At 69.2% G+C, this 19,715-nt stretch carries 27 protein-coding genes and 2 pseudogenes; 15 read left to right on the top strand and 14 right to left on the bottom strand.

The genetic code is table 11. The annotated features are described in order from the left end of the window. The first annotated feature begins 18 nt into the window (after window positions 1-18). A complete protein-coding gene (locus MUY14_RS26480; protein ID WP_247012917.1) occupies window positions 19-1,374 on the top strand; it encodes an MFS transporter in 1,356 nt (451 codons plus the stop codon). Here the strand turns inward: MUY14_RS26480 and MUY14_RS26475 are convergent. Further along, a complete protein-coding gene (locus tag MUY14_RS26475; protein ID WP_247012915.1) occupies window positions 1,349-1,633 on the bottom strand; it encodes a ubiquitin-like small modifier protein 1 in 285 nt (94 codons plus the stop codon). The two genes, MUY14_RS26480 and MUY14_RS26475, sit on opposite strands and share 26 nt — an antisense overlap. Before the next feature lie 2 nt (window positions 1,634-1,635). After that, complete coding sequence (locus MUY14_RS26470) at window positions 1,636-2,718, bottom strand: exo-alpha-sialidase (protein WP_247012913.1); 1,083 nt, start codon at window positions 2,716-2,718, stop codon at window positions 1,636-1,638. A 164-nt stretch (window positions 2,719-2,882) separates the two neighbouring features. Between MUY14_RS26470 and MUY14_RS26465 the strand changes: the two genes are divergently transcribed. After that, window positions 2,883-3,251 (top strand): YciI family protein, encoded by a 369-nt coding sequence (locus MUY14_RS26465; protein WP_247012911.1) that lies wholly within the window; start codon window positions 2,883-2,885, stop codon window positions 3,249-3,251. A gap of 164 nt (window positions 3,252-3,415) precedes the next feature. On the opposite strand, the gene MUY14_RS26460 is transcribed toward MUY14_RS26465, so the two are convergent. From MUY14_RS26460 to MUY14_RS26450, 3 genes are read right to left on the bottom strand one after another with little or no spacing between them, the layout of a single operon-like run. Next, window positions 3,416-4,378: an NAD(P)-dependent alcohol dehydrogenase gene (locus tag MUY14_RS26460; protein ID WP_247012909.1), complete on the bottom strand. Its 963-nt coding sequence runs from the start codon at window positions 4,376-4,378 to the stop codon at window positions 3,416-3,418. Further along, window positions 4,375-4,599 carry a helix-turn-helix transcriptional regulator gene (locus MUY14_RS26455; protein WP_247012907.1) on the bottom strand — a complete coding sequence of 75 codons (225 nt, stop codon included), beginning with the start codon at window positions 4,597-4,599 and terminating at the stop codon, window positions 4,375-4,377. Before MUY14_RS26455 ends, MUY14_RS26460 begins: the two co-directional genes overlap by 4 nt. Continuing rightward, the gene (locus MUY14_RS26450; RefSeq protein ID WP_247012905.1) at window positions 4,593-5,015 is read right to left on the bottom strand and encodes a hypothetical protein; all 423 of its coding nucleotides are present in this window, start codon (window positions 5,013-5,015) and stop codon (window positions 4,593-4,595) included. The genes MUY14_RS26455 and MUY14_RS26450 overlap by 7 nt, the downstream gene beginning before the upstream one ends. A gap of 133 nt (window positions 5,016-5,148) precedes the next feature. On the opposite strand from MUY14_RS26450, the gene MUY14_RS26445 reads away from it, so the two are divergent. The 4 genes and pseudogenes from MUY14_RS26445 (at window position 5,149) to MUY14_RS47145 (ending at window position 7,977) form a co-directional block, all read left to right on the top strand. Next, window positions 5,149-5,499: a YciI family protein gene (locus MUY14_RS26445; protein ID WP_247012903.1), complete on the top strand. Its 351-nt coding sequence runs from the start codon at window positions 5,149-5,151 to the stop codon at window positions 5,497-5,499. Between the two features lie 29 nt (window positions 5,500-5,528). Then, window positions 5,529-6,809, top strand: coding sequence for an RNA polymerase sigma factor (locus tag MUY14_RS26440; RefSeq protein WP_247012901.1), 1,281 nt, complete (start codon window positions 5,529-5,531; stop codon window positions 6,807-6,809). A gap of 220 nt (window positions 6,810-7,029) precedes the next feature. After that, window positions 7,030-7,227: pseudogene (locus MUY14_RS47150) on the top strand (cold-shock protein); the annotation flags it as partial. A gap of 30 nt (window positions 7,228-7,257) precedes the next feature. Beyond that, window positions 7,258-7,977 (top strand): cold shock domain-containing protein, encoded by a 720-nt coding sequence (locus tag MUY14_RS47145; RefSeq protein ID WP_315863294.1) that lies wholly within the window; start codon window positions 7,258-7,260, stop codon window positions 7,975-7,977. A gap of 110 nt (window positions 7,978-8,087) precedes the next feature. Here the strand turns inward: MUY14_RS47145 and MUY14_RS26415 are convergent. From MUY14_RS26415 to MUY14_RS26405, 3 genes and pseudogenes are all read right to left on the bottom strand, one after another. After that, window positions 8,088-8,424, bottom strand: a pseudogene (locus MUY14_RS26415) (transposase); the annotation flags it as partial. 31 nt (window positions 8,425-8,455) lie between these two features. Further along, a complete protein-coding gene (locus MUY14_RS26410) occupies window positions 8,456-9,079 on the bottom strand; it encodes an enoyl-CoA hydratase/isomerase family protein (protein ID WP_247012899.1) in 624 nt (207 codons plus the stop codon). After that, on the bottom strand, window positions 9,076-9,675 hold the full coding sequence (locus MUY14_RS26405; protein ID WP_247012897.1) for a TetR/AcrR family transcriptional regulator: 600 nt from the start codon (window positions 9,673-9,675) through the stop codon (window positions 9,076-9,078). The genes MUY14_RS26410 and MUY14_RS26405 overlap by 4 nt, the downstream gene beginning before the upstream one ends. 53 nt (window positions 9,676-9,728) lie before the next feature. Here MUY14_RS26405 and MUY14_RS26400 point away from each other — a divergent pair, with 53 nt between their 5' ends. Then, the gene (locus tag MUY14_RS26400) at window positions 9,729-10,082 is read left to right on the top strand and encodes an arsenate reductase family protein (RefSeq protein WP_247012895.1); all 354 of its coding nucleotides are present in this window, start codon (window positions 9,729-9,731) and stop codon (window positions 10,080-10,082) included. Here MUY14_RS26400 and MUY14_RS26395 read toward each other — a convergent pair. The 4 genes from MUY14_RS26395 to MUY14_RS26380 all read right to left on the bottom strand — a co-directional run bounded on the left by MUY14_RS26395 (window position 10,079) and on the right by MUY14_RS26380 (window position 13,580). Next, window positions 10,079-11,290 carry a threonine synthase gene (locus MUY14_RS26395; RefSeq protein ID WP_247012893.1) on the bottom strand — a complete coding sequence of 404 codons (1,212 nt, stop codon included), beginning with the start codon at window positions 11,288-11,290 and terminating at the stop codon, window positions 10,079-10,081. The genes MUY14_RS26400 and MUY14_RS26395 overlap by 4 nt on opposite strands. Window positions 11,291-11,301: 11 nt before the next feature. Beyond that, window positions 11,302-11,787 (bottom strand): emopamil-binding family protein, encoded by a 486-nt coding sequence (locus MUY14_RS26390; protein WP_247012891.1) that lies wholly within the window; start codon window positions 11,785-11,787, stop codon window positions 11,302-11,304. 77 nt (window positions 11,788-11,864) lie between these two features. Then, window positions 11,865-13,082 carry a tyrosine-type recombinase/integrase gene (locus MUY14_RS26385; RefSeq protein ID WP_247012887.1) on the bottom strand — a complete coding sequence of 406 codons (1,218 nt, stop codon included), beginning with the start codon at window positions 13,080-13,082 and terminating at the stop codon, window positions 11,865-11,867. A 3-nt stretch (window positions 13,083-13,085) separates the two neighbouring features. Then, entirely contained in the window at window positions 13,086-13,580 is a 495-nt protein-coding gene (locus MUY14_RS26380) for a helix-turn-helix domain-containing protein (RefSeq protein WP_247012885.1), read from the bottom strand. Between the two features lie 112 nt (window positions 13,581-13,692). Here MUY14_RS26380 and MUY14_RS26375 point away from each other — a divergent pair, with 112 nt between their 5' ends. From MUY14_RS26375 to MUY14_RS26340, 8 genes are all read left to right on the top strand, one after another. Further along, on the top strand, window positions 13,693-13,893 hold the full coding sequence (locus tag MUY14_RS26375) for an AlpA family transcriptional regulator (RefSeq protein ID WP_247012883.1): 201 nt from the start codon (window positions 13,693-13,695) through the stop codon (window positions 13,891-13,893). Window positions 13,894-13,967: 74 nt separating this feature from the next. Continuing rightward, on the top strand, window positions 13,968-14,318 hold the full coding sequence (locus MUY14_RS26370) for a hypothetical protein (protein ID WP_247012882.1): 351 nt from the start codon (window positions 13,968-13,970) through the stop codon (window positions 14,316-14,318). Continuing rightward, on the top strand, window positions 14,315-14,560 hold the full coding sequence (locus MUY14_RS26365) for a hypothetical protein (protein WP_247012880.1): 246 nt from the start codon (window positions 14,315-14,317) through the stop codon (window positions 14,558-14,560). The genes MUY14_RS26370 and MUY14_RS26365 overlap by 4 nt, the downstream gene beginning before the upstream one ends. Then, complete coding sequence (locus tag MUY14_RS26360; RefSeq protein WP_247012878.1) at window positions 14,557-14,910, top strand: hypothetical protein; 354 nt, start codon at window positions 14,557-14,559, stop codon at window positions 14,908-14,910. The genes MUY14_RS26365 and MUY14_RS26360 overlap by 4 nt, the downstream gene beginning before the upstream one ends. Next, window positions 14,907-15,275 (top strand): hypothetical protein, encoded by a 369-nt coding sequence (locus MUY14_RS26355; RefSeq protein ID WP_247012876.1) that lies wholly within the window; start codon window positions 14,907-14,909, stop codon window positions 15,273-15,275. Before MUY14_RS26360 ends, MUY14_RS26355 begins: the two co-directional genes overlap by 4 nt. Window positions 15,276-15,693: 418 nt before the next feature. Then, entirely contained in the window at window positions 15,694-15,927 is a 234-nt protein-coding gene (locus MUY14_RS26350) for a hypothetical protein (protein ID WP_247012874.1), read from the top strand. 32 nt (window positions 15,928-15,959) lie between these two features. Beyond that, window positions 15,960-16,391, top strand: coding sequence for a hypothetical protein (locus MUY14_RS26345; RefSeq protein WP_247012873.1), 432 nt, complete (start codon window positions 15,960-15,962; stop codon window positions 16,389-16,391). 279 nt (window positions 16,392-16,670) lie between these two features. Further along, window positions 16,671-17,624 carry a helix-turn-helix domain-containing protein gene (locus MUY14_RS26340; protein ID WP_247012871.1) on the top strand — a complete coding sequence of 318 codons (954 nt, stop codon included), beginning with the start codon at window positions 16,671-16,673 and terminating at the stop codon, window positions 17,622-17,624. A 488-nt stretch (window positions 17,625-18,112) separates the two neighbouring features. On the opposite strand, the gene MUY14_RS26335 is transcribed toward MUY14_RS26340, so the two are convergent. Further along, window positions 18,113-18,538, bottom strand: a complete 426-nt coding sequence (locus MUY14_RS26335) for a hypothetical protein (protein WP_247012869.1) — start codon at window positions 18,536-18,538, stop codon at window positions 18,113-18,115. A 29-nt stretch (window positions 18,539-18,567) separates the two neighbouring features. Beyond that, window positions 18,568-18,795, bottom strand: coding sequence for an SWIM zinc finger family protein (locus MUY14_RS26330; RefSeq protein WP_247012867.1), 228 nt, complete (start codon window positions 18,793-18,795; stop codon window positions 18,568-18,570). Window positions 18,796-19,715 lie beyond the last annotated feature (920 nt).

The following is a 19,715-nucleotide window of genomic DNA, read 5'->3' as shown; positions in this document are numbered from 1 at the left end:
AATCCTAGCGTCGATCGCATGAACGCTCCGACCGCTCATCGCCCCGCGCTCGTGCTGGCCGTCTGCTGCGCCAGCATCGTCGTGGTGGTGATGGACATATCCATCGTCACCGTCGCCCTGCCTTCGATCCGCCGCGACCTCGGCGCGTCCGTCTCCGGGCTGCAGTGGACGGTCGACGCCTACACGCTGGTGCTGGCCGGGTTCCTGGTGCTCGCCGGCTCGGCTGCCGACCGGTTCGGCCGCAAGCGGGTCTTCCAGTGCGGCCTCGCCGCGTTCGGGCTCGGTTCGCTGCTGTGCAGCCTCGCGCCGGGCATCGGCTGGCTGATCGCGGCCCGCGCGCTGCAGGCGATCGGCGGCACCATGCTCAACCCGGTCGCGATGGCCATCGTGGCCACCACCTTCCCGGCCCCGGCCGAACGCGCCCGCGCGATCGGCGTGTTCGGCTCGATGTCCGGGCTGGCGCTGGCGCTCGGGCCGATCCTCGGCGGCGCGCTCGTCGACGGCTTCGGCTGGCGCGCGGTCTTCTGGGTCAACGTCCCGATCGTCGCCGCGGCACTCGTGGCCACCGCGCTCTTCGTGCCCGAGTCCCGCGCGCCCCGCGCCCGCCGGTTCGACCCGCTCGGGCAGCTCCTCGTGCTGGTGGTGCTCGGCAGCGTCGTCTACGCGCTGATCGAGTCGCGCCCGCTGGGCTGGACGTCGCCGCTGGTCCTCGGCCTGTTCGCGGTCGCCGCGCTCGGCGTGGCCGGCCTGCTCGCGCACGAACCGCGGCGCACCGACCCGCTGCTGGAGCTGCACCTGTTCCGCAACGTCGCCTTCAGCTCGGCGATCGTGATGGCGGTGCTGGCCCTGTGCGGGTTCGGGATCTTCCTGTTCACCGCCACCCAGTACCTCCAGGACGTCCGCGGCCTGCCGCCGCTGGCGGCCGGGCTATGCCTGCTCCCGGTCGGCGTTCTGGTCCTCGTGCTGTCGCCGCGCACCGGGCGCCTGGTCGGCACCACCGGGCCGCGGCTGCCGCTGGTCGTCGCCGGCAGCGCGCTCGCCCTCGGCGGCGCCGCGGCGGCGTGGCTCGGCCCGGCGACGCCGCTGCCCCTGGTGCTCGCGGTCTTCCTGCTGTTCGGCGTCTTCCTCGGCACGGTCAACCCGCCGATCACGAACACCGCCGTCTCCGGGATGCCCGGGTCGATGGCGGGGGTGGCCGCCTCACTGGCGTCCACCGGACGGCAGACCGGCACCACCCTGGGTGTCGCGCTCGCCGGCAGCGCGCACGGCGTGTGGTGGCTGGTCGCCGGGCTCGGTGCCGGGCTGCTCGCGCTGGCGCTGGTGGGCACCCGGCGCCGGGCCGAGGCGCTCAGCCTCCCGCGACCGACGGGATGATCTGCACCTCGGCGGCGTCGCGGAGCACGACGTCGGGGCCGCCGCGGTGGCGGCACTCCTCGCCGTCGACGAAGAAGTTGACGTACCGGCGCAGTCCCGCCTGCTCGTCGCGCAGCCGCCGTTCGAGTGCCGGGTAGCGCTCGGCGAGGGCGTCGAGCAGGGTGCCCAGGGTGGCCGGCTCGCCGACTTCGACGTCCAGCTTCGCCTCACCGCCCGCCTTCTCGCGCAGCGTTCCGGGTAGCAGCACGGTGATCCGCACGGTCACACCGTCGCCGCGCGGACGCTCAGCACGTCGGGCAGGTGCGCCGCGACGAGCTGCCAGCTGTCGCCGTCGTCGCGGCTGGCGTAGACCTCGCCGCAGCGCGAGCCGAAGTACACCCCGGCCGGGTCGGCGTCGTCGGTGCACAGCGCGTCCCGCAGCACGCCCGCCCAGTAGCCGTCCGGCAGACCGGCGCCCACCGCTTCCCACGACTTCCCGGCGTCCTCGCTGCGGTACACGCGGCAGCGGCCGTCCGGGGGGAACCGCAGGGCGTCGGCGACCAGCGGGAACGTGTAGATCACCTCGGGCCGGTGCGGGTGGACGACGACGGGGAAGCCGAAGTCGCTGGGCAGCCCGTCGGCGATGGACTGCCAGCTCGCGCCGCCGTCGTCGCTGCGGTAGACGCCGTGGTGCACCTGCGCGTAGAAGCGGTCCGGCGCGGCCGGGTGCGTGGCGACCTTGTGCACGCAGTGGCCGTATTCGGGGTACGGGTCGGGGACGTGGACGGCCTTGATGCCGGTGTTGCTCGCCCGCCACGACTCGCCGCCGTCCTCGGTGCGGTAGACGCCGCCGGTGGACATCGCGACGGTGACGTGGCCGGGTTCGGTCGCGTGCGGGAGCACGGTGTGGATCGCCTTGCCGCCGCCCCCGGGCGTCCAGTGCTCCCGGTGCGGGTGCTCCCACAGGCCGCGGACCAGCTCGTACGTGCGGCCGCCGTCGGTGGAGCGGAACAGCGCGGACGGCTCGGTGCCGGCGTAGACGACGTCCGGTTCGCTCGCCGGGCCGGGCACGAGCTGCCACGCCCTGGCGAGGGATTCGCCGGTGTCCGGCGGGAACGCGATCGGCGCGTGGCCGGGTTCGTCCCAGGTCGCGCCGAGGTCGTCGCTGGTGGCGACGCTCGGCCCGAAGTGCTCGCTGGTCACCCCGGCGAGCAGGCGCGGAGTGGCGCGGCGGGTGTCGATGCCGACGGCGTAGACGTCGGTCATCGGGTGGTGCGGGCCGGTCACCTCCCAGGTCTTCCGGTCGTCGTGGCTGGTCGCCAGCCACAGGCCTTTGCGCGTTCCGATCGCGAGCACGACGGGCATCGGGCACCTCCAGCCGATGGTGACGCGCGTCACAGTACTCTGCCCGGGAAGATGTCCGGGAGAAATGTCGAACGCCGCGTGCGGCCGATCGACGCGGGGGTGAAGGCCGGTCATCGCGTCCGGAAGGCTCCGGACCACGGCCAGGAAGACCAGGGAGCAAGACCATGCGTTTCCTCATGATGCACCGGATCGACGAGAGCGACCCGCAGGCGTGGAACCCCAGCCCGGAGTTCGTGGAGAAGATGGGCGGGTTCATCCAGGAGTCGGCGGAGAAGGGCATCCTGATCACGGCGGAGGGCGTGCACAAGTCCGACAAGGGCGCGCTGGTCCGCAAGCCGCGCGGGGCCGCGATCCGCGTCACCGACGGCCCCTTCGCCGAGGCCAAGGAGGTCATCGGCGGGTTCGCGCTGATCAACGCCGCGGACCGCGCGGAAGCCGTCGAGTTCGCCCGGCGCTACGTCGAGCTGTTCGACATGGAGATCGAGGTCGAGGTCCGGCAGGTCGTCGAGTTCGAGGACCTGCAGCAGGGCTGACGCGGCGGCCGGTGGCGCTGCGGTGGGCCAGGACGATCCTGGGGGGCGGAGATGTTCCTGGTCACCGGCGCCACCGGCACCGTCGGCGCGAAAGCTCCCCCGGCAGGCCGGCGCGGGCGCGCGAGGCGGCCGCGCACGCCGGTGCCTTCCGGTGACGGGCCGCTTCAGGGGAGCAGGACGACCTTGCCCGCCGCGCGGCCCGCGTGGAGGTGCCCGATCGCGGCCGCGGCGTCGGCGAGCGGGTAGGTCCGGTCGAGCACCGGCGTGAGCTTCCCGGCTTCGATCAGCTCCCGCAGGGTTTCGAGATCCGCGCCGCGCTCGCGGGCGACGAGCCCCCGCAGCCGGTGCCGCACGAGCGGGTTCAGCAGTGCCGCGAAGAGCACCCGCTGGATGCCGCCGAGCCACCGGCCGCCTTCGCCGCCGACGATCACCAGCGTTCCGCGCGGGGTCAGCGCCCGGCGCAGGCGGGTCAGCGAGCGCAGGCCCGCGGTGTCGATGATCAGGTCGTACCGGTCCGCCGTGAAGTCCTCGCGCGTGTAGTCGAGGACGTGGTCGGCGCCGAGCGCGCGGACCAGGTCCGTCTTGGCGGTGCTGCAGAGGCCGGTCACGTGCGCGCCGAAGGCCTTGGCGAGCTGGACGGCGAAGGAGCCCACCCCGCCCGCCGCGCCGATGACGAGGACGCGCTGCCCCGGCTGGACCCGGCCCGCGTCGCGCAGGGCCTGCAGGGCGGTGCCGCCGGAGACCAGGACTGATGCTGCCTGTTCGAACGACAGGCGCGCGGGTTTCGCCGCGACGAGGTCCTGGTCGGCGACGGCGAGTTCGGCGAACGAGCCCGCGCAGCCGCCGAACACCTCGTCGCCCGGCCGGAACCGCGTCACGCCGTCGCCGGTCTCTTCGACCGTGCCGGCGAAGTCCAGGCCGCGCACCGGCTGTTTCGGCCGCCGCAGGCCGAAACCCAGGAGCCGCAACAGGTAGGGCTGCCCGGTGGTCAGGTGCCACACGCCCGGGTCGACGCCGGCCGCGTGCACGCGCACGACGACCTCGCCGGCGCCGGGCGAAGGTCTGTCGACGTCCCGGAATTCGAGCAGGCCGGGACTTCCGTAGCGGGACTGGACGATCGCTTTCACGAGGACTCCTCCGGGTACTGGAACACTTCTTCGAGCGGGACGCCGAACACGTGCGCGAGCTGGAACGCCATCTCGAGCGAGGGGGAGTAGCGGCCCTGCTCGATCGCGATGACGGTCTGGCGGGTGACGCCGATCCGGGTGGCGAGGTCGGCCTGGGTCATCTGGCCGTTGGCGAACCGGAGGGCGCGGATCGAGTTCGTGACGCGGGTCGGTTTCACCACGGCTGGAAACCCCGGCGGTAGGCGGAGATCCGGGCGGCCGACCCGAGCACCGCGGAGAGCGTGAACGCCAGGTAGACGGTGTTGGCGATCCAGAAGTGCGGTGCTTCGACCAGCGCCAGCAGCAGCGCGGCCACCGCGCCGATGGCGACGAACGCCTGCCCGACGTGGTCGCCGAACCGGCCGATCTCGCGGTCGCGCTGGTCCTTCTCGCCGTCCTTCGAAACCACCGCGGCCACGATGCTCAGCACGATCGCCGCGGCGATGGAGGCGCCGATCGTCCAGAGCAGCGTCGCGGCGTACGGGACTTCGGCCAGCGGCCGCCCGCCGGCCCGGCCGAGGACCAGGACGAGGTAGAGCGCGTAGCTCACCACCGCGGCGAGCCCCCGGATCCAGGCGTTCTTCTCTTCGTGGGTCACCTTCGCCAAGGTAAAACAAACCAGACACCGTGTCAAAGTTTCTTGACATGAGAAAATCTTCGGCGAGGGTGTCCAAGGCGGCGCCGGCCGTTCGTAGTGATCGCGTACGGCAACCGAGACACCGGAGGATCCCGTGAAGTACCTGATGCTGATCAACGCCAGCCTCGACGCCCAGGGCGAGCCGACCGGCTGCAGCACGCCCGAGGACTGGATGCTGTTCGACAAGTCCATGAAGGACGCCGGCGTCCACGTCGGCGGGAACTCGCTCGCCGACTTCACCACGGCCGCCGCGGTCCGCGTCACCGAGACCGGCGAGCGGATCGTCACCGACGGGCCGTTCGCCGAGTCCCGCGAGGTGCTCGGGGGCTACTTCGTCATCGACGTGCCGGACTTCGACGTCGCCCTCGACTGGGCGGCCCGCTGCCCCGGCTCCCGCGACGGCGGCCACATCGTGGTGCGCCCGCTCGCGTCCTACGGGGACTGACAGCGGTGTCGGAGCGGGCGGCGGCGTCGATGAATGCTTTCGGGGGTTCCGGGTGGCAGAGCCCCCGGCCCGGGGCGAAGCCCCGGTTGATACTGGAGGCGGTGTTCCGGGAGGAGCGCGGGCTGCTGCTGGCCGCGCTCGTCCGCCGGTTCGGCGACCTCGACCTGGCCGAGGAGGTCACATCGGAGGCCATCGAAGCCGCGCTGGTGCACTGGCCGGCCGAGGGCGTGCCGCCGAAGCCGGGCGCGTGGCTGATGACGACGGCGCGGCGCAAGGCCGTCGACCGCCTGCGCCGCGACCAGGCCTACGCGGCCCGGCTCGCGGTGCTGCAGGTCGAGGCCGAGCGCGCGGCGCCCGCGCCGGAGTCCGACGGCGGGCTGCCGGACGAGCGGCTCCAGCTGTTCTTCACGTGCGCGCACCCGGCGTTGCCCGCGGAGGACCGCACGGCCCTGACGTTGCGTTGCCTCGCCGGGCTGACCACGCCGGAGGTGGCGCGCGCGTTCCTGGTGCCGAGCGCGACGATGGGGAAGCGGATCGTCCGGGCGAAGCACCGGATCCGCACGCTGCGGATCCCGTTCCGCGTCCCGGACCCGGCCGAGCTGCCCGGGCGGCTGCCGGGCGTGCTCCAGGTCGTCTACTCGATCTTCACCGAGGGGTACGCGGCCAGCTCGGGCCCGGAGCTGCAGCGGCTCGACCTGGCGGAGGAGGCCATCCGGCTGGCCCGGATCCTGCGCCGCCTGCTGCCCGCCGAACGCGAGGTCGCGGGCCTGCTGGCGTTGCTGGTGCTGATCCACGCCCGCCGCGACGCCCGCACCGGCCCGGACGGCGCGGTGGTCCTGCTCGACGACCAGGACCGCACCCGCTGGGACCGCGCGATGATCGAGGAGGGCACGCCGCTGGTCGAGACGGCGCTGACCGGCGGCCCACCCGGGCTCTACGGCGTCCAGGCGGCGATCGCGGCGCTGCACGACGAGGCCCCGGACGTGGCGAGCACGGACTGGCCGCAGATCGTCGCGCTGTACGACGTCCTGCGCGGCCTGGCCCCCTCCCCGGTGGTGGACCTGAACCGAGCGGTGGCCGTGGCGATGCGCGACGGCCCGGCAGCGGGCCTGTCCCTGCTCGACGCACTGGCGGGCGAACCCCGCTTGCGCGAGTACAGCCCATTCCCGGCGGCCCGCGGCGACTTGCTCAGTCGCCTGGGTCGCCACCCCGAGGCCGCCGAGGCCTACCGGGAGGCGCTGTCCCTCGCGGGCACGGAACCGGAACGCGCCCACCTGCGCCGCCGCCTCGCCGAGGTCGCCAAGCCGTGAAGGTGGCAGTCACGGACTTCCCGGAACTGTCGGTGCCCGCCGGTGGAATGGACACCGGGGGCCGGAGGCCCAAGACCCGGTCTCGAACTCGGCGTGTCGCCGGGTGAACCAACGCCCGCCCGTGGCTCCGCACCGCCCGCCTGTGGGCCCGGTCCGACGGACCGGAGGTCGGTCAGGGAGACTGGGGGCCAGTGCCCGCCCTCTCGACCTGGAGCTTTTGATGCCGCAAGGGACCGTCCGTTGGTTCGACGCCGAACGTGGGTTCGGCTTCCTCGCGCCCGAGGACGGCTCGCCGGACGTGTTCGTGCACGCCTCCGAGATCGTCGGGGACGGCGGCGAGAGAGTGCTCCGCGAGGGTCAGGCCGTCGTGTTCGAGGTCGGCGAGAACGACCGCGGGCCCCAGGCGCTGCGCGTTCGCGTCACCGCCGATGCGGCCACCGGCAGCGCCGTGGGCCTGCTCGGCACCATCAACTGGTACGAGCCGGGCAAGGGGTACGGCTTCGCGTCGCCGGACGGCGGCGGCGCCGACATCTTCGTGCACAGCTCCGCCATCGTGACCGGCGGCGTGGTCGCCGAGGGGCAGCGGGTGGCCTTCCTGATCGTCGAAGGCGAGCGCGGCCCGCAGGCCGGGCACGTGATCCCGCTGGGAGCAGGGGCCGGCTCACCCGCCGCGGCCGGTAACGCGGACGGTGCCGACGGCACGGTGGCCTGGTACGACGAGGACAAGGGCTTCGGCTTCATCAACCCCGACTCCGGCGCCGGGGACGTCTTCGTTCACGCCCGGGCCCTGGCCGAGGGACTGACGTGGCTCGCGGAGGGCGACCGCGTCGCCTACGAGGTGGCTAGTGGAGACAAGGGCCCGCAGGCCCGCGACGTGCACCTGGTCCGGGGCGCCGAGCCCCAGACGGCGCCGCAGCGCCCGGCACCTGCCGCGGCCGCAGGGCCGGCGGCGCGGGACGTGCCCGTACGAGGCGGCGAGGGCGTCGTAGCGCGCTACGACGACGACCGTGGCTTCGGCTTCATCACCCCGGACGCAGGCGGCGAAGATCTCTTCGCCCACGCGTCCGTGATCATGGGGTCGGAGCCGCTGCAGAAGGGTGACCGGGTCCGGTACGCGGTGCGTCAGAGCGACCGGGGCCCGCAGGCCGACCGCATCGAACGCCTCTGAAGCGGCGGCCCCACCGATGGGGCCGTCGGCAACGCGGCTGCGGGCTCCTCCAGGAGATCGATCTCCCTCGTGGTGACGGGGGCCCGTGCCGGCGTGAGTAGCGCCGGCGTGGTGCGTTCGACGACCCAGCGGACCCGGCCGGGGCGGGACTCACCCTCGATCCCGCGCCGGGCGATACGGACCTCGGTACCGCGGCGGGTCAGGTAGCGGCGGTAGTCGTAGCCCTTGTCGGCGTGCAGCTCGTCCGGTCGGCATCGTGGCCGGCCCGCCCGGCCGTGGTGGCCGCGCACGGTCGGGGTTCGTGTCCGGCAGCGGCTCGAACAGCGTGCTGTCGTGGGTGTTCGCCGCCGACAACATGATGTGCAGCGGTAGCCCGTTCGCGTCGCACAGAACGTGGTACTGAGAGCCGGCTTTACCCCGGTCAGTGGGGCTGCGGCCGGTCTGGTCCAGTCGAGCTCGTCGATGTTCGAGACCAGGTCTAAGCAGGCGCGCGCAAAGCCGTCACCGCGGGGGCGAACATCGTCGCCTTGATCGCGCCCAGGGTGCCGCGGTCCTTGCCCGCCAGCGCCCGGACCCGCCCGGACGCCACCTCCACCAGCTCGGCCTCGCCCGCGATTTCGTCCACCAGCCCGGTTTCCAGCGCGTCCGCGCCGCCGAACCGGCGTCCGGTCGTCATCGAAGCGATCGCCGCCGCCGGGGTCAGCTTGCCCTGGATCAGCGCGGCCATCCCCGGCGTGAACGGGATGTTGATGTCCGCCTCCGGGAAGCAGAAGTAGCCGCGATCCGCGCGCATCACGCGGAAGTCGTGCGCCATCGCCAGCATCGCGCCCGCGCCGAACGCGTGGCCGTTGATCGCCGCGACCGTCGGCACCGGCAGCGTCAGCACCCGTGCGAACAGCTCCTGCACGTCGGTGACGTAGGACTGGGCCTGGTCGCCGTGCGCGGTGAGCCATTCGAGGTCGAGGCCGTTGGAGTAGAACTTCCCGCCGCCGGTGGTCACCAGCGCGCCTTCGACACCGTCCAAAAAGGAATGCACGCGCTGCAGCCACTCGGGCGAGAAGCGGTTCTCGTCGTCACCCAGGTGAAGCACGGAAACGGTCACGGTCGGTCCTTTTCTCGGGGTGGCACGGTCAGCACGGCCCGCACGGCGGCGGCGAGCCGCGCCCGCACCAGGGGATCGGTGAGGTCGCGGCGGAAGAACGCGGTCGGCAGGTCGACGACGCAGGTGGTGATCACCTCGACGGCCAGGCCGTCGCCGCGGTCCCACACCAGTCGCGCGAGCCGGACCAGCAGCGCGACCAACCGGTTGTCCAGCGCGTGCAGGGTGTCGGCGAGCTCGTCGGGCAGTTCGGGCCCGAAGAGCCGGTCGCCCCGGACCTTCAGCAGCATCCGGGCCGCGTCGGGCCGCCGGTCGGCGAACAACGCGGGGGTGCCGGCCGCCGCGACCACCGCGTCGACCGGCGTTTCCGCGGCGTCCACCAGCGACGTCTGCAGGTCGAGGAACGCCGTCGCCGCGCGCACCCAGACCCGCGCCAGCAGTTCGCTGAGCGAGCCGAACGCGTGGTAGATCGTGCCGTTCGGCACGCCCGCGGCCGTCGCCAGCCCGCGCACGGTCACGTTCTCGTACCCCGACGACGCGACCAGCCGCTCGGCGACGTCGAGCAGCGCGTCGAGGTCGTGGACACGGGGGCGGGGCATGCCGCGACCGTAACAGAACAGCTGCTCCAAAACCAGCGCGGTAAGCTCCCGCCGTGGAGATCTGGGTCAACCCGGCGTGCTCGAAGTGCCGGTCAGCGGTGTCGATGCTGGACGAAGCGGGCGCGCAGTACACCGTGCGCCGCTACCTCGACGACCCGCCGACGGCGGCGGAGCTGACCGAAGTGCTCAAGCGCCTCGGCCTCGAACCGTGGGACATCGCGCGCACGGCCGAGCCGGTCGCGAAGGACCTCGGCCTGAAGTCGTGGGGCCGCACGCCCGACGACCGGTCCCGCTGGATCGACGCGCTGGCCGAGCACCCCAAGCTGATCCAGCGGCCGATCATCACGGCCGACGACGGCACCACCGTCGTCGCCCGCGACCCCGAAACGGTCCGCTCGGTCCTCTAAGGAATCGAGTCCGTCTTCGCCAGCAGCGGGACGTCGAGCGGCACCGTCTCCGGGTACTTGATCCCGGCGCCGGTGTTGAGCACGACGACGTCTTCGTCGCCTTCGAGCCAGCCGGACTCGCGAAGGTGCCGCAGCGCGGCGAAGCACGCGCCGCCTTCGGGGCAGACGAAAGTGCCTTCGCGCTCGGTGAGTTCCCGTTGCGCCGCAACGAGTTCCTCGTCGGTGACGGCGACCGCGGTCCCGCCGGTCGCGTACACGGCGTCGAGCACCAGGAAGTCGCCGATGGCCTTCGGCACGGTGATGCCGAAGGCGACCGTCCGCGCCTCGGGGAACGGCTCGCTTTCCCGCGCCCCGCGGGCGAACGCGTCGACGATCGGCGCGCACCCGGTCGCCTGCACGGCGACGAGCTTCGGCAGCTCGCCGGTCACCCAGCCCAGCTCACGCATCTCCAGCAAAGCCTTGTAGATCCCGATGATCCCGACCCCGCCACCAGTGGGGTAGAGGATGACGTCCGGCAGCCGCCAGCCGAACTGCTCGGCGATCTCGTACCCCATCGTCTTCTTGCCTTCGATGCGGTACGGCTCCTTCAACGTCGAGACGTCCTGCACCCCCGGCCGCCCCGGAACCGCCGCGGCGACGAGCTTGCCCGCGTCGCCGATGAGACCGTCCACCCGGTACAGCTCCGCGCCGGCGGCGACGCACTCGCGCATCGTGATCGCGGGCGCGTCGTCCGGCATCGCGATCAGGCTCGACATGCCCGCGCGGGCCGCGTACAGCGCCCACGCCGCCCCGGCGTTGCCGTTCGTCGGCATCGCGATCCCGCGCACCCCGAGCTCGGCCGCCCGAGAGACGCCGACCGCGGCGCCGCGCGCCTTGAACGTGCCGGTCGGGACCAGGCCCTCGTCCTTCATCCACAGCCGGGACAGCCCCAGCTCACGGCCGTAGCGCGGCAGCCGCAGCAACGGCGTCATGCCCTCGCCGAGGCTCACGACGTGCTCGGGCGAGCGCACCGGCAGCACCTCGTGGTAGCGCCACAGCGTCGGCTCCCGCCCGCCGATCTCCTTCGGCGTCACGGCTTCGCGGACGCCGTCGAGGTCGTACCGCGCGAGCATCGGCGCGCCCGACGGCGAAAGCCCCTGGACGGCGTCGGCGTCGAAGCGCTCCCCGGTCCGGGAGCAGTCGAGGTGGCTGAGGAACGAGTACGGCACGGCGCCTCCGGTCAGAAACGGCGGGTGAACGGGAGTGGCTTGCGCATCCGGACCAGCAGCAGGAGCGGCACCAGGACGTAGGGCAGGTTAAAGGCGAGGAACTTCGCCGGGTTGCCGGTGCGCGTGGCCGGGTCGCCGAAGAACTCGACGCCGAACACGACGACCCCGGTCAGCGTGGCGATCATCGTCGCGTAGATCACCGACGGCAGCTGGATCCGGTTCTTGCCGGTCAGCAGCGCGAAGACGAGCACGACGTAGAACGGCATGTAGACGAACGCCGAGAGCCCGGTGACGATCCGCATCCAGTCCGGCGGGTGCATGAACAGCGGGTCGGCGTCGTGGGCGTACCAGTAGTTGGAGTTCACGAAGAAGTTGCCGGAAGGTTGGGAGAAGTCGACCCCGACGGTCGGCAGCAGGTCGCTGATCAGCGACGTCACCGTGAAGGCCGAGAACAGCACCGCGAAGAAGACGTCGATCTTACGTTGGGAGAGCGGCAAAATCCCGTCTGACCTGCCGATTTGCGGTACCTCACGTGTGCTGTCCAATCCTCTGTTCCGTCCATATTCCGTCTGGCTCACGCCTGACGCATGCTGAGAGCAGAGCGCGGGCGGAAGAACCGCGTGTCCACAGCCCTCCGTGCTCGATCATGCGAGTCCGGCTGAAGGTGGCCATACACCCGGAGCGTAAACGCTGGGTCGTGGTGACCCAAGTAGACAGCCAGCTCGTTGATCGTTGTGCCGCCAGCCAGCTGAAGCCCCGCGTAGAAGTGGCGCATCGCGTGTCGGCCGTCCCTCCGAGTCCGACCCTCGACGCCAGCGGCGGCCAAGGCGTTGTCCCAATACCTGTCGTATGTTGACGGCTTGAGATGTCTTCCCGTGTCGGGGTGTACGAACATCAGCCGGTACGTCCGCAGCTCGCCGTCCGGCCGTTCCCAGGGAAGCGTGATCGGCTGAGACTTGTATGCCGCGACATGGTTGCGTGCGACCAACAGAGACGACGAAGCTAGGGGAACCTCTCGTTCGGTGTTGTTCTTGGGTAACGCGAACACCCAAACGTTGCCCAAGCGCTTGAGCTGTCGTCGGATGTGGATGATCTCCCTGTCCTCGTCGATGTCGTCCTCGGCGATCGCAAACAGTTCCCCCTCGCGGTGCCCGCAGGTCGCGCCGATAATCGGCATGGCACGAAGAGGCTCCGGGTGAGCATCGATCACCCCCCACATACGAGAGTCCTGCCAGACAGTGACCTTCTCCGACATGGCTTTGCCAGTCGACACGATCCGCGATCGCACTGGGTTCTTGCGCAAGTCACCATCGACGACCGCAAGTTCGAGCATCCCGCCAAGTACCAGCCGGCACAGCATGACGGTCGAGTCGCCGTACTTCTCGCTCTTACCGGTCAGCCAAGCTTGGACCTCCGACGGACGCCGCATCGACTTGATTGCTCTCTGGCCGAATGCTGGCCCGACGTGGAGTCGTAGGATCTGCTCGTACTTGATCTTCGTCGCGGGGTCGACCTTCACAGAACCTAGCCAGCGCGTACCAAGTGCCGCCACAAGGCCCTTACCCGCCTTCGGGTCGACGTACTCACCGCGGTCGCGATCCGCCTCCATCTTCTGCCAGTACTTCGTCGCCGGAGTCTTGGTCGTGAACGCTTTCGTGCGCTCCCGCTCGTCCGGATCGAGCCAGCACGCTAGCCAGCGCTTCCCCCTGCCCCATCGGGCGTTCGGAACCCGCCTGATCTCCCCGTCAGGCTGCTTCTCCGGCCTCGTCCAAAGGTCCTTAGTGAAGCCCATCCATCACCCGTCCTCGTATATCCGATCGGGGAAACCTGTCGCACGCTCCGCTGCCGACGGTTCCTTCACTATGGGAGGTTCTGGGGCGTTCGCGATCTCGGCGAGGAGCGATCGGAGATGTTCCAACCTGTCCACTGCCTGTTTGAGCTCGTAGCTTGTCGTTGCGTGAGCCGCCTTGGCCTCAGCCAGGTCGCGTTCAGCTTCTTCGATTTGCTCCTCTATCGAGGAGAAGCGTGACATTTCAAGCAGAGTCGTGCCAAGTGCCGCTGCGATGGCAACGGCCTCACCGAATCGGATCACGCGTGCGCCTCGTTCGATGCGTGTGATCGCGCTGGCGTCAAGTTCGACGCCATGATCGATAAGCCTGCGAGCTAGCGCCGCTTGAGAGATGTCCTGCTCCTTCCTGATCTCACGCATCCGGCTTATGAACGTGCGTTCGGCCTGTGCGCCCACGGTCTCCTCTGGGGCAGCGTCCGGTCGGGCCCTCTCATCCTGCATTTGCCACACGGTAGTGCTTGACAAGCACTGTCACAACACGCACCATGCTATCAAAGCAGTGCGAAATCCGCACTAACATGCTCCTGGAGCATCGACTTGCCGGGGAGGCCGGATGAGCACCACTGCAACGGAGGCGAAGTTCCTGACGCTTCCGGAGGTGGCGGATCGCTACCGCACGACGGCGGCAACGATCCGCTACTGGCGATCGAGCGGCTACGGCCCGAAGGCCGTCAAGGTCGGTCGGCGCGTCCTCTTCCCGCTCTCCGAGTTGGAAGCGTTCGACCAGCGGCTCTTGAGCGACGCCGCCGCCTAGTAGATAGAAGGCCGCCCAGGGGGTGAAGGCCCTGGGCGGCACAGCCACCACGAGTCTGTAAGGGAGACCCGAGAATGACGACGACCATCATCGCACGCACTGACCTGCTGAACATCGACCAGCCGACGGAACTGCTGCCTCCAGTGGAGCACGACGGTGCCGAGTGGTGCGAGCACAGCATCTGCGAAGCGATGCGCGACTTGGACGGCTCGATCACCAGCCTGAAGACCCTGTTCGTGTTCGAAGACCAGGACGGCGAACGCGTCGAGGTCGTGCGCCGTGACGCGTGGACCGCCGTCGGCGGCTGGAAGACCGGCACGCCCGGAATCGCCGGGCTCAGCAGCGAACTCCTGATGGAGCACGGCGCCGAGATCGTCACGGCTGCCCTGCGCGTCGGCATCGCGATGGGTCAGGTGCAGGGATGACCCATAGCACCGTTTCGCCCGACCCGGGCTGGGTCCTCGAGGCCCTCATCAATTTTCTCGTCGGCGAGTACCAGGACGCCGCTGAGGAGTACGCGAAGGGCAACCCGCACTTCGTCGACACCGACACGATGGCCGCGACCGCCTCGCCGCTCACGTTCCTGTTTGGCCTGACCGGCGGCCGCTACGGGCTCTCGCCGGAGCAGCTGTCCGCCATCAAGGCCGAAGTGGAGGCGACGCGATGACCATCGAGCTGATGCGCCCGGCCGCTGCGGCTGGGCAGCCCGACGTTCCCGCCCACCTCGCCACCTGGGACAAACCCGACTGCGACTGGTGGTGCCCGGGCGGGCACGGGATTCCCGGCGAAGACCACTTCCACAGCATGTATGTCGACTGGCACATCGTCGTCGCCGCGTCGGGCGACTGGCTGCAAGTGGGAGTCCACCGCGAAGAGGGCGAGGCTCACCCGCACATCTTCCTGCACACCAACGACAGCTTGGACGGTGCTCAGGATCTCACGATCCGCGAAGCGCGCCGTCTGATCAGGGCGCTCCGCAAGGGCGTCAAGATCGCCAAGAAGAGGAAGTGGAAGTGACCGAAGAGGAACGCGAAGCTGTCCGAGCTGGTCTCGCTGCCCGCATGGCGGGTGTCGAGACCAGCTGGGCTGCCGCGACCGTAGGGCATCGCGACGACCGTGCCCGCGTCGATGAGGGTCTGGCGGACTGTTGCCGCAGCGGCAAGCCGTTCACGGCGCTCGACGTGGACGCGGCAATCCTGGCGAGGGACCCGCGTCCATACGCCGGCCTGGTGCTGGCGAGCGCGATGGCTCTCTGGTCGAGACGCGGCGACATTGTCCCCGACTACTCGCGGCCGCCGATCCCATCGACTCGCCGTTCTCGGCACGCTTCGCGGCTCACCTGGTGGGTTTCCGGTGCTGTTGCGGAACAGGAAGCCGCCTGATGATCACAAGCCCCCCGTTGACTCTCCTGGGTAGGCGCACCTCCTTCCTGCGCTGCGCCAGTGACTGTGTCCGGGGTCACGGCGGGGGAGCTGGTGGGACGTGCCAGCTCCCCCGCCTTCTGTCGTCTAGGAAAGATGAGGCTGCGTTGTCGTCAGAAGTGCACAAGTCCGCCCCTGTGGAGCCCGGCAGTACTGAGTGGATCGCGGCTGTCCGGGAGTTCGAAGCGGATCACGGCTATCCACCGTGGGCTGTCGTGGGCGACGACGGGTGGTGTGTCTCCCGGTTCGAGGACGGTCCCGGTGTCGCCTGGACCGCCGCCGGAGTTCGCGCTCTCCAGCAACGCACCATCGACACCCCGGGCGCGTACGCGTTCTGGGGTGGGCTGCTGAATCAACTCCGCGAGAAGGGACCTGCCGAGTGACTGCGCCGTACATCGGGGACCCGATCCCCCGAGACTCAGCCACTGTCCGCCGCGACGTGGACGCCTACCGACAGGCACTCACGGAGACTGCCCGCAGCGGCGATCGCGACGAGTACAGCGACGCGTTGGCGTCCCTGCGTGCCGCTGAGGCCGAACTCAAGGAGGCGGAAGCTCGAGAGTTCACCGCCCTTACCGAGGGAATTGACCGCGGCGACGCCGCCGCTGCTTAGCCACCCATCATCACCCCGAAAGGAACACCACCATGACCGAACCCGATGCCGAAGGCACGGCTGCTGGCGAGATCATCCAACGTCGGGTGCTGGCCCGCCGTGCGGAACGTGAGGCCCTGATGGCGGAGTTCGCCCCCCAGGCCAACTACGATGCTCCGGAACGGCCCGCCGGCCGTAACCCGGAGATCGGGCACTTCCGCCAGCTCCAAGCCCGGATCGACGAGGCGCAGACCGCTCTCACTGCTGTCCGCACTAACCGAGAGTCCACCAAGTTCGATCTTGCGGACGCTCAGCAGGCACTTGACGTGGCTCGCGCCAAGGTGCAGCGCACGATCGACAACGCGGAGAATCCGCGGCAGGCGGCGGCGCTGGCCTACTCGGCTGCGCAGGACCATGACCGGCCGACTCGACCAGCGAGCATCGGCGATCTCGCCCTCCGCCGTCGTCAGCGGCCGGACGCGTGAGCATGGACCACAACGAAGGGGCGCCCAAGGCGACTAGGTCAACCGGTTAGCGCACTCGCGCCAGCCACGTACTCTCGACCAAAAAGCAGGAACCCGGGGCCACGAACCCCGGGTTACCTGAAAGATTTCCCACCCAGCCGGGAAGGAGACCCACATCTTCATGTTGTGCCTCGATGGTAGCACTTTAGCCTTTACTGCGCGACAGTGCGCGCCAACGTATCGGTGTAAAGCTTTTGCTTCGCAGATCGTTCGCACCACCGCTTCGAACGGTGGTGCGGCATGACGAACGATGAGCGAACCGAGATCCGCGCCGGCCGGACTGAGCCTGCCAAGTTCGCCAAAGTTCCGATCTGGCTGGTCATCAACCCTGATGTCACCCCGCAGGCAAAGGCGCTGTACGGGGCCCTGCACGCCCACGTAAACGTCAAGCGAGGCGACGGCGCTGTCTGGCCTGCGCTCACGACCATCGCGCAAATGCTCGGATACAAACACAGGCAGAGCCTGACCAGGTACGTCAAGGAACTGGACGCGGTGGGCGCCATCGACGTGGAAGAGGTCCCTGGTCGGCCGAGCATCTACGTGGTGCATGAGACGCCCGTGGACGGCTACGCCGGGCCGCAGACACTGGCGGACTTCTACGCCGCCCGGAACGCCGCACCCGAGGACGCGTTACCGGACCCCGTGACCGTTACCGACCCTCGTTACCGGGGTCGCAACCCACAGGTTTCGACCACCCGCAACCCACAGGTTTCGACCGGTCGAAACCTGTGGGTTGCACGAATCAGACGAACCAAATCAGACGAAGGTAATCACACTCGCACTTCCAGTGAGGGCGATTCCATCGAGGGCACTCCTGTGAGGGCGCACGCTCCGCGTTTGCCGCAGACAAGAAGCAAGGCGAAGGGGCCTCAGGAGAACCCTGTGCGTCCTGAGCATCTTGTGGGCATGACCAGGAAGGCGCTGACGCACCAGCTGACGAAGATCTGGACAGCGGTGATCCGGGAGAACGGTGCCGACTGGGAGTCATCCACACCAGGAGGCTTCGATGTAGACGGCTCTGTGCGTCACCGAGACCGTCATCCCGCAGGCGGCAGGATCAAGGCCACGATCGACCAGTTCCACGACTTCCAGCTCGAGGAGACCCAGGTACTCACCCAACTGCTGACCGCTGTCCGAGAAGACGCTGTGAAGTGGGCCAGGGACTACCACGAGGGCTGGCAGAAGGCCGCCTGAACAAGAGCAAGCAGGGAAGGCGATGGTCTCGCGACAGCCTCACGAGACCATCGCTACACCTCGCGAAGCTTCGCGAATGCCGCAGCTTCCGCAGGTAATGCCACACCCAACGCCATACCCCATGGCATTGGGACCACCGAGGCGACTCAGTGAGTCGCCCGTGAGTCCTCCCGGAAACCCATCGCGAAGGGTTGTCGATGGCATCCCCGAGGGGCGGGTCACGCCAGCTGGGACTAGTAAAAACTTATAGGGTCAGCGTATCAGGAACCCTGACACTGATCGTGCAAGAAAGTGCAGGCTGCACGCCGACGACTGGTTGACACATGGGAAGTTGACAGCCGTGCGGCACCGCACTGGCGCAGTCGCGGGCATTCTCCGCATATACGCTGGTCAGAGCCCCTTGTCCACGGCGAGTCCCCAGGGGAGTCCTTGAGGTCGTGCGTGACAGGGCTTTACATGGTGGCCGGTAAAAACCGATGAGACGGAACCTACATGGCGTCCTTGGTGGCTTGGATGGCCCGCAGGTTAGCTGTCGCCAACTCGGCACGCGCCCGCGACAACTCGACCGTCAACTCTGCTTCACGCGCTCGAGCGGCCTCTACGTGAGGATCGTCCCGGCCGTAGTTGCGGAGTGCCGTGATGACCGCCTCGCCAGCGGCGAACACCTCCTGGCTCAGTTCACGGCACCGCACCGACAGGGCTTCGGCCTCTGCGTTGGCTTCGTCGCGGGCGTCCAGTAGGCGGTTCAGGTTTGCGCTGGCGGCAGCCGACTGGCGCCACAGCCGCTCCGTGTACCGGTCCAGCAGGCCGCGATGAGTGTCAGCTTCGCCCTGGGTCATCGCGAACACGTCTGCTGACGCCAAGTAGGCGTCCCACTCTTCTGGGGTGCACAGGTCCGGGTCAGGTGCGGCCATGACTGGAACGGTACGACATGTCCCGAGGTTCAGGCGACGGCAAGCTGAGCAGCTGCGACGTGGTAACAACGCCGGCCATGCTCTCCGGCCTTGCAGGTGCACGACGCGTGAGCCGTGCTGACCTCGTAGCGGTGCACGCCGTCCGAAGCGACGACGGTGAAGGTGGTGCGGTCAACACGAGCGATGCCGCCGTCGGCGAGCAGCTGGCGGACCTTCTCGACCTGCACGGGCGAGTAGTTGGCCAGTATGAGCTTCACGGCTTCCTCCTGGCGCTTCTTGCGGGCGCACACGGGGCCGTAGCCGCGGGCGATGCTCTCAACGCCGGTGACCTACACGGCGTCTCGGGCGCGTCAATCAGCAGCGTCATTAGCGGCGCCTCGCCCCCTTAGACGGCGGCTCTCCCTGGATCCAGCGGGTCAGGTCATCGACGTGAACCCGGATCGTGGCGTGCGCACCAGACTGGAACGCCTTGAGGCCAGTCGTCTGGTCACGCTGGTAGGCACGCACGGCCTTGCGGATGGTCTGTTCGTGACACCGAGCGAACGAGGCGGACTCGGCGACCGTCATGTACGGCGACAACCGCGGAGTGTGCCCCGGCTCATCCCGTCTTCGTTGCTCCTCCGACCCATCTTCCATGAGTCGATCTAGGTCTGTGCCCAAAGCCAGCGCTAGGCAGGTCACTCCACGGGAGAGTGAATGATGGATGCAGAGCTGGGTGGATTCCCTGCATGAAAGAACCCCCATGCGACTCCCGCACGGGGGTTCTGTGCCATTCCACGGATCAGGCGGTCTAGGCGTCGCCAGCTTACACGCTTATCGGACTTTACGTTGATGCAATAGGAGAACCCCCCGAAGCGTGCAGTTCTTCGAGGGGTTCTGACAGTTATGCGACCCGCACACCTGTGCGACCGATTATATCACTCTTGCTGGTATAATCGCAGGTAGGACACTTGTCAGGAGCGTCGAGAAAGGGGAATACCGCCGCAGCGACGGGCTGAATGCGGCCAGTGATGAGAAGCGAGACAGACCCGCTCTCACCCCTGGAACGCGCATGCACGAAACACAAGCTGTGGGATCACGGATCCCCACCCCGGCAGAGCTGGCAGCACAGCTGAAGCTCGCCTTCATTCGCCGGCAGTTGCACTACGCGCCGCGCAATTGGACGCCTGGAACTCGT

This window comes from Amycolatopsis sp. FBCC-B4732 (genome assembly GCF_023008405.1).
Taxonomy (GTDB): domain Bacteria; phylum Actinomycetota; class Actinomycetes; order Mycobacteriales; family Pseudonocardiaceae; genus Amycolatopsis; species Amycolatopsis pretoriensis_A.
The sequence above is the reverse complement of the archived record's forward strand: the minus strand, read 5'-3'. Positions and strand labels throughout refer to the sequence as shown.

Coding starts and splice junctions, on each gene's coding strand:
- MUY14_RS26340 (WP_247012871.1), top strand. CDS start 16,671: ATGACGAACGATGAGCGAACCGAGATCCGCGCCGGCCGGACTGAGCCT.
- MUY14_RS26335 (WP_247012869.1), bottom strand. CDS start 18,538: ATGGCCGCACCTGACCCGGACCTGTGCACCCCAGAAGAGTGGGACGCC.
- MUY14_RS26405 (WP_247012897.1), bottom strand. CDS start 9,675: ATGCCCCGCCCCCGTGTCCACGACCTCGACGCGCTGCTCGACGTCGCC.
- MUY14_RS26470 (WP_247012913.1), bottom strand. CDS start 2,718: ATGCCCGTCGTGCTCGCGATCGGAACGCGCAAAGGCCTGTGGCTGGCG.
- MUY14_RS26370 (WP_247012882.1), top strand. CDS start 13,968: ATGACGACGACCATCATCGCACGCACTGACCTGCTGAACATCGACCAG.
- MUY14_RS26365 (WP_247012880.1), top strand. CDS start 14,315: ATGACCCATAGCACCGTTTCGCCCGACCCGGGCTGGGTCCTCGAGGCC.
- MUY14_RS26480 (WP_247012917.1), top strand. CDS start 19: ATGAACGCTCCGACCGCTCATCGCCCCGCGCTCGTGCTGGCCGTCTGC.
- MUY14_RS26360 (WP_247012878.1), top strand. CDS start 14,557: ATGACCATCGAGCTGATGCGCCCGGCCGCTGCGGCTGGGCAGCCCGAC.
- MUY14_RS26375 (WP_247012883.1), top strand. CDS start 13,693: ATGAGCACCACTGCAACGGAGGCGAAGTTCCTGACGCTTCCGGAGGTG.
- MUY14_RS26380 (WP_247012885.1), bottom strand. CDS start 13,580: ATGCAGGATGAGAGGGCCCGACCGGACGCTGCCCCAGAGGAGACCGTG.
- MUY14_RS26385 (WP_247012887.1), bottom strand. CDS start 13,082: ATGGGCTTCACTAAGGACCTTTGGACGAGGCCGGAGAAGCAGCCTGAC.
- MUY14_RS26345 (WP_247012873.1), top strand. CDS start 15,960: ATGACCGAACCCGATGCCGAAGGCACGGCTGCTGGCGAGATCATCCAA.
- MUY14_RS26465 (WP_247012911.1), top strand. CDS start 2,883: ATGCGTTTCCTCATGATGCACCGGATCGACGAGAGCGACCCGCAGGCG.
- MUY14_RS26440 (WP_247012901.1), top strand. CDS start 5,529: ATGAATGCTTTCGGGGGTTCCGGGTGGCAGAGCCCCCGGCCCGGGGCG.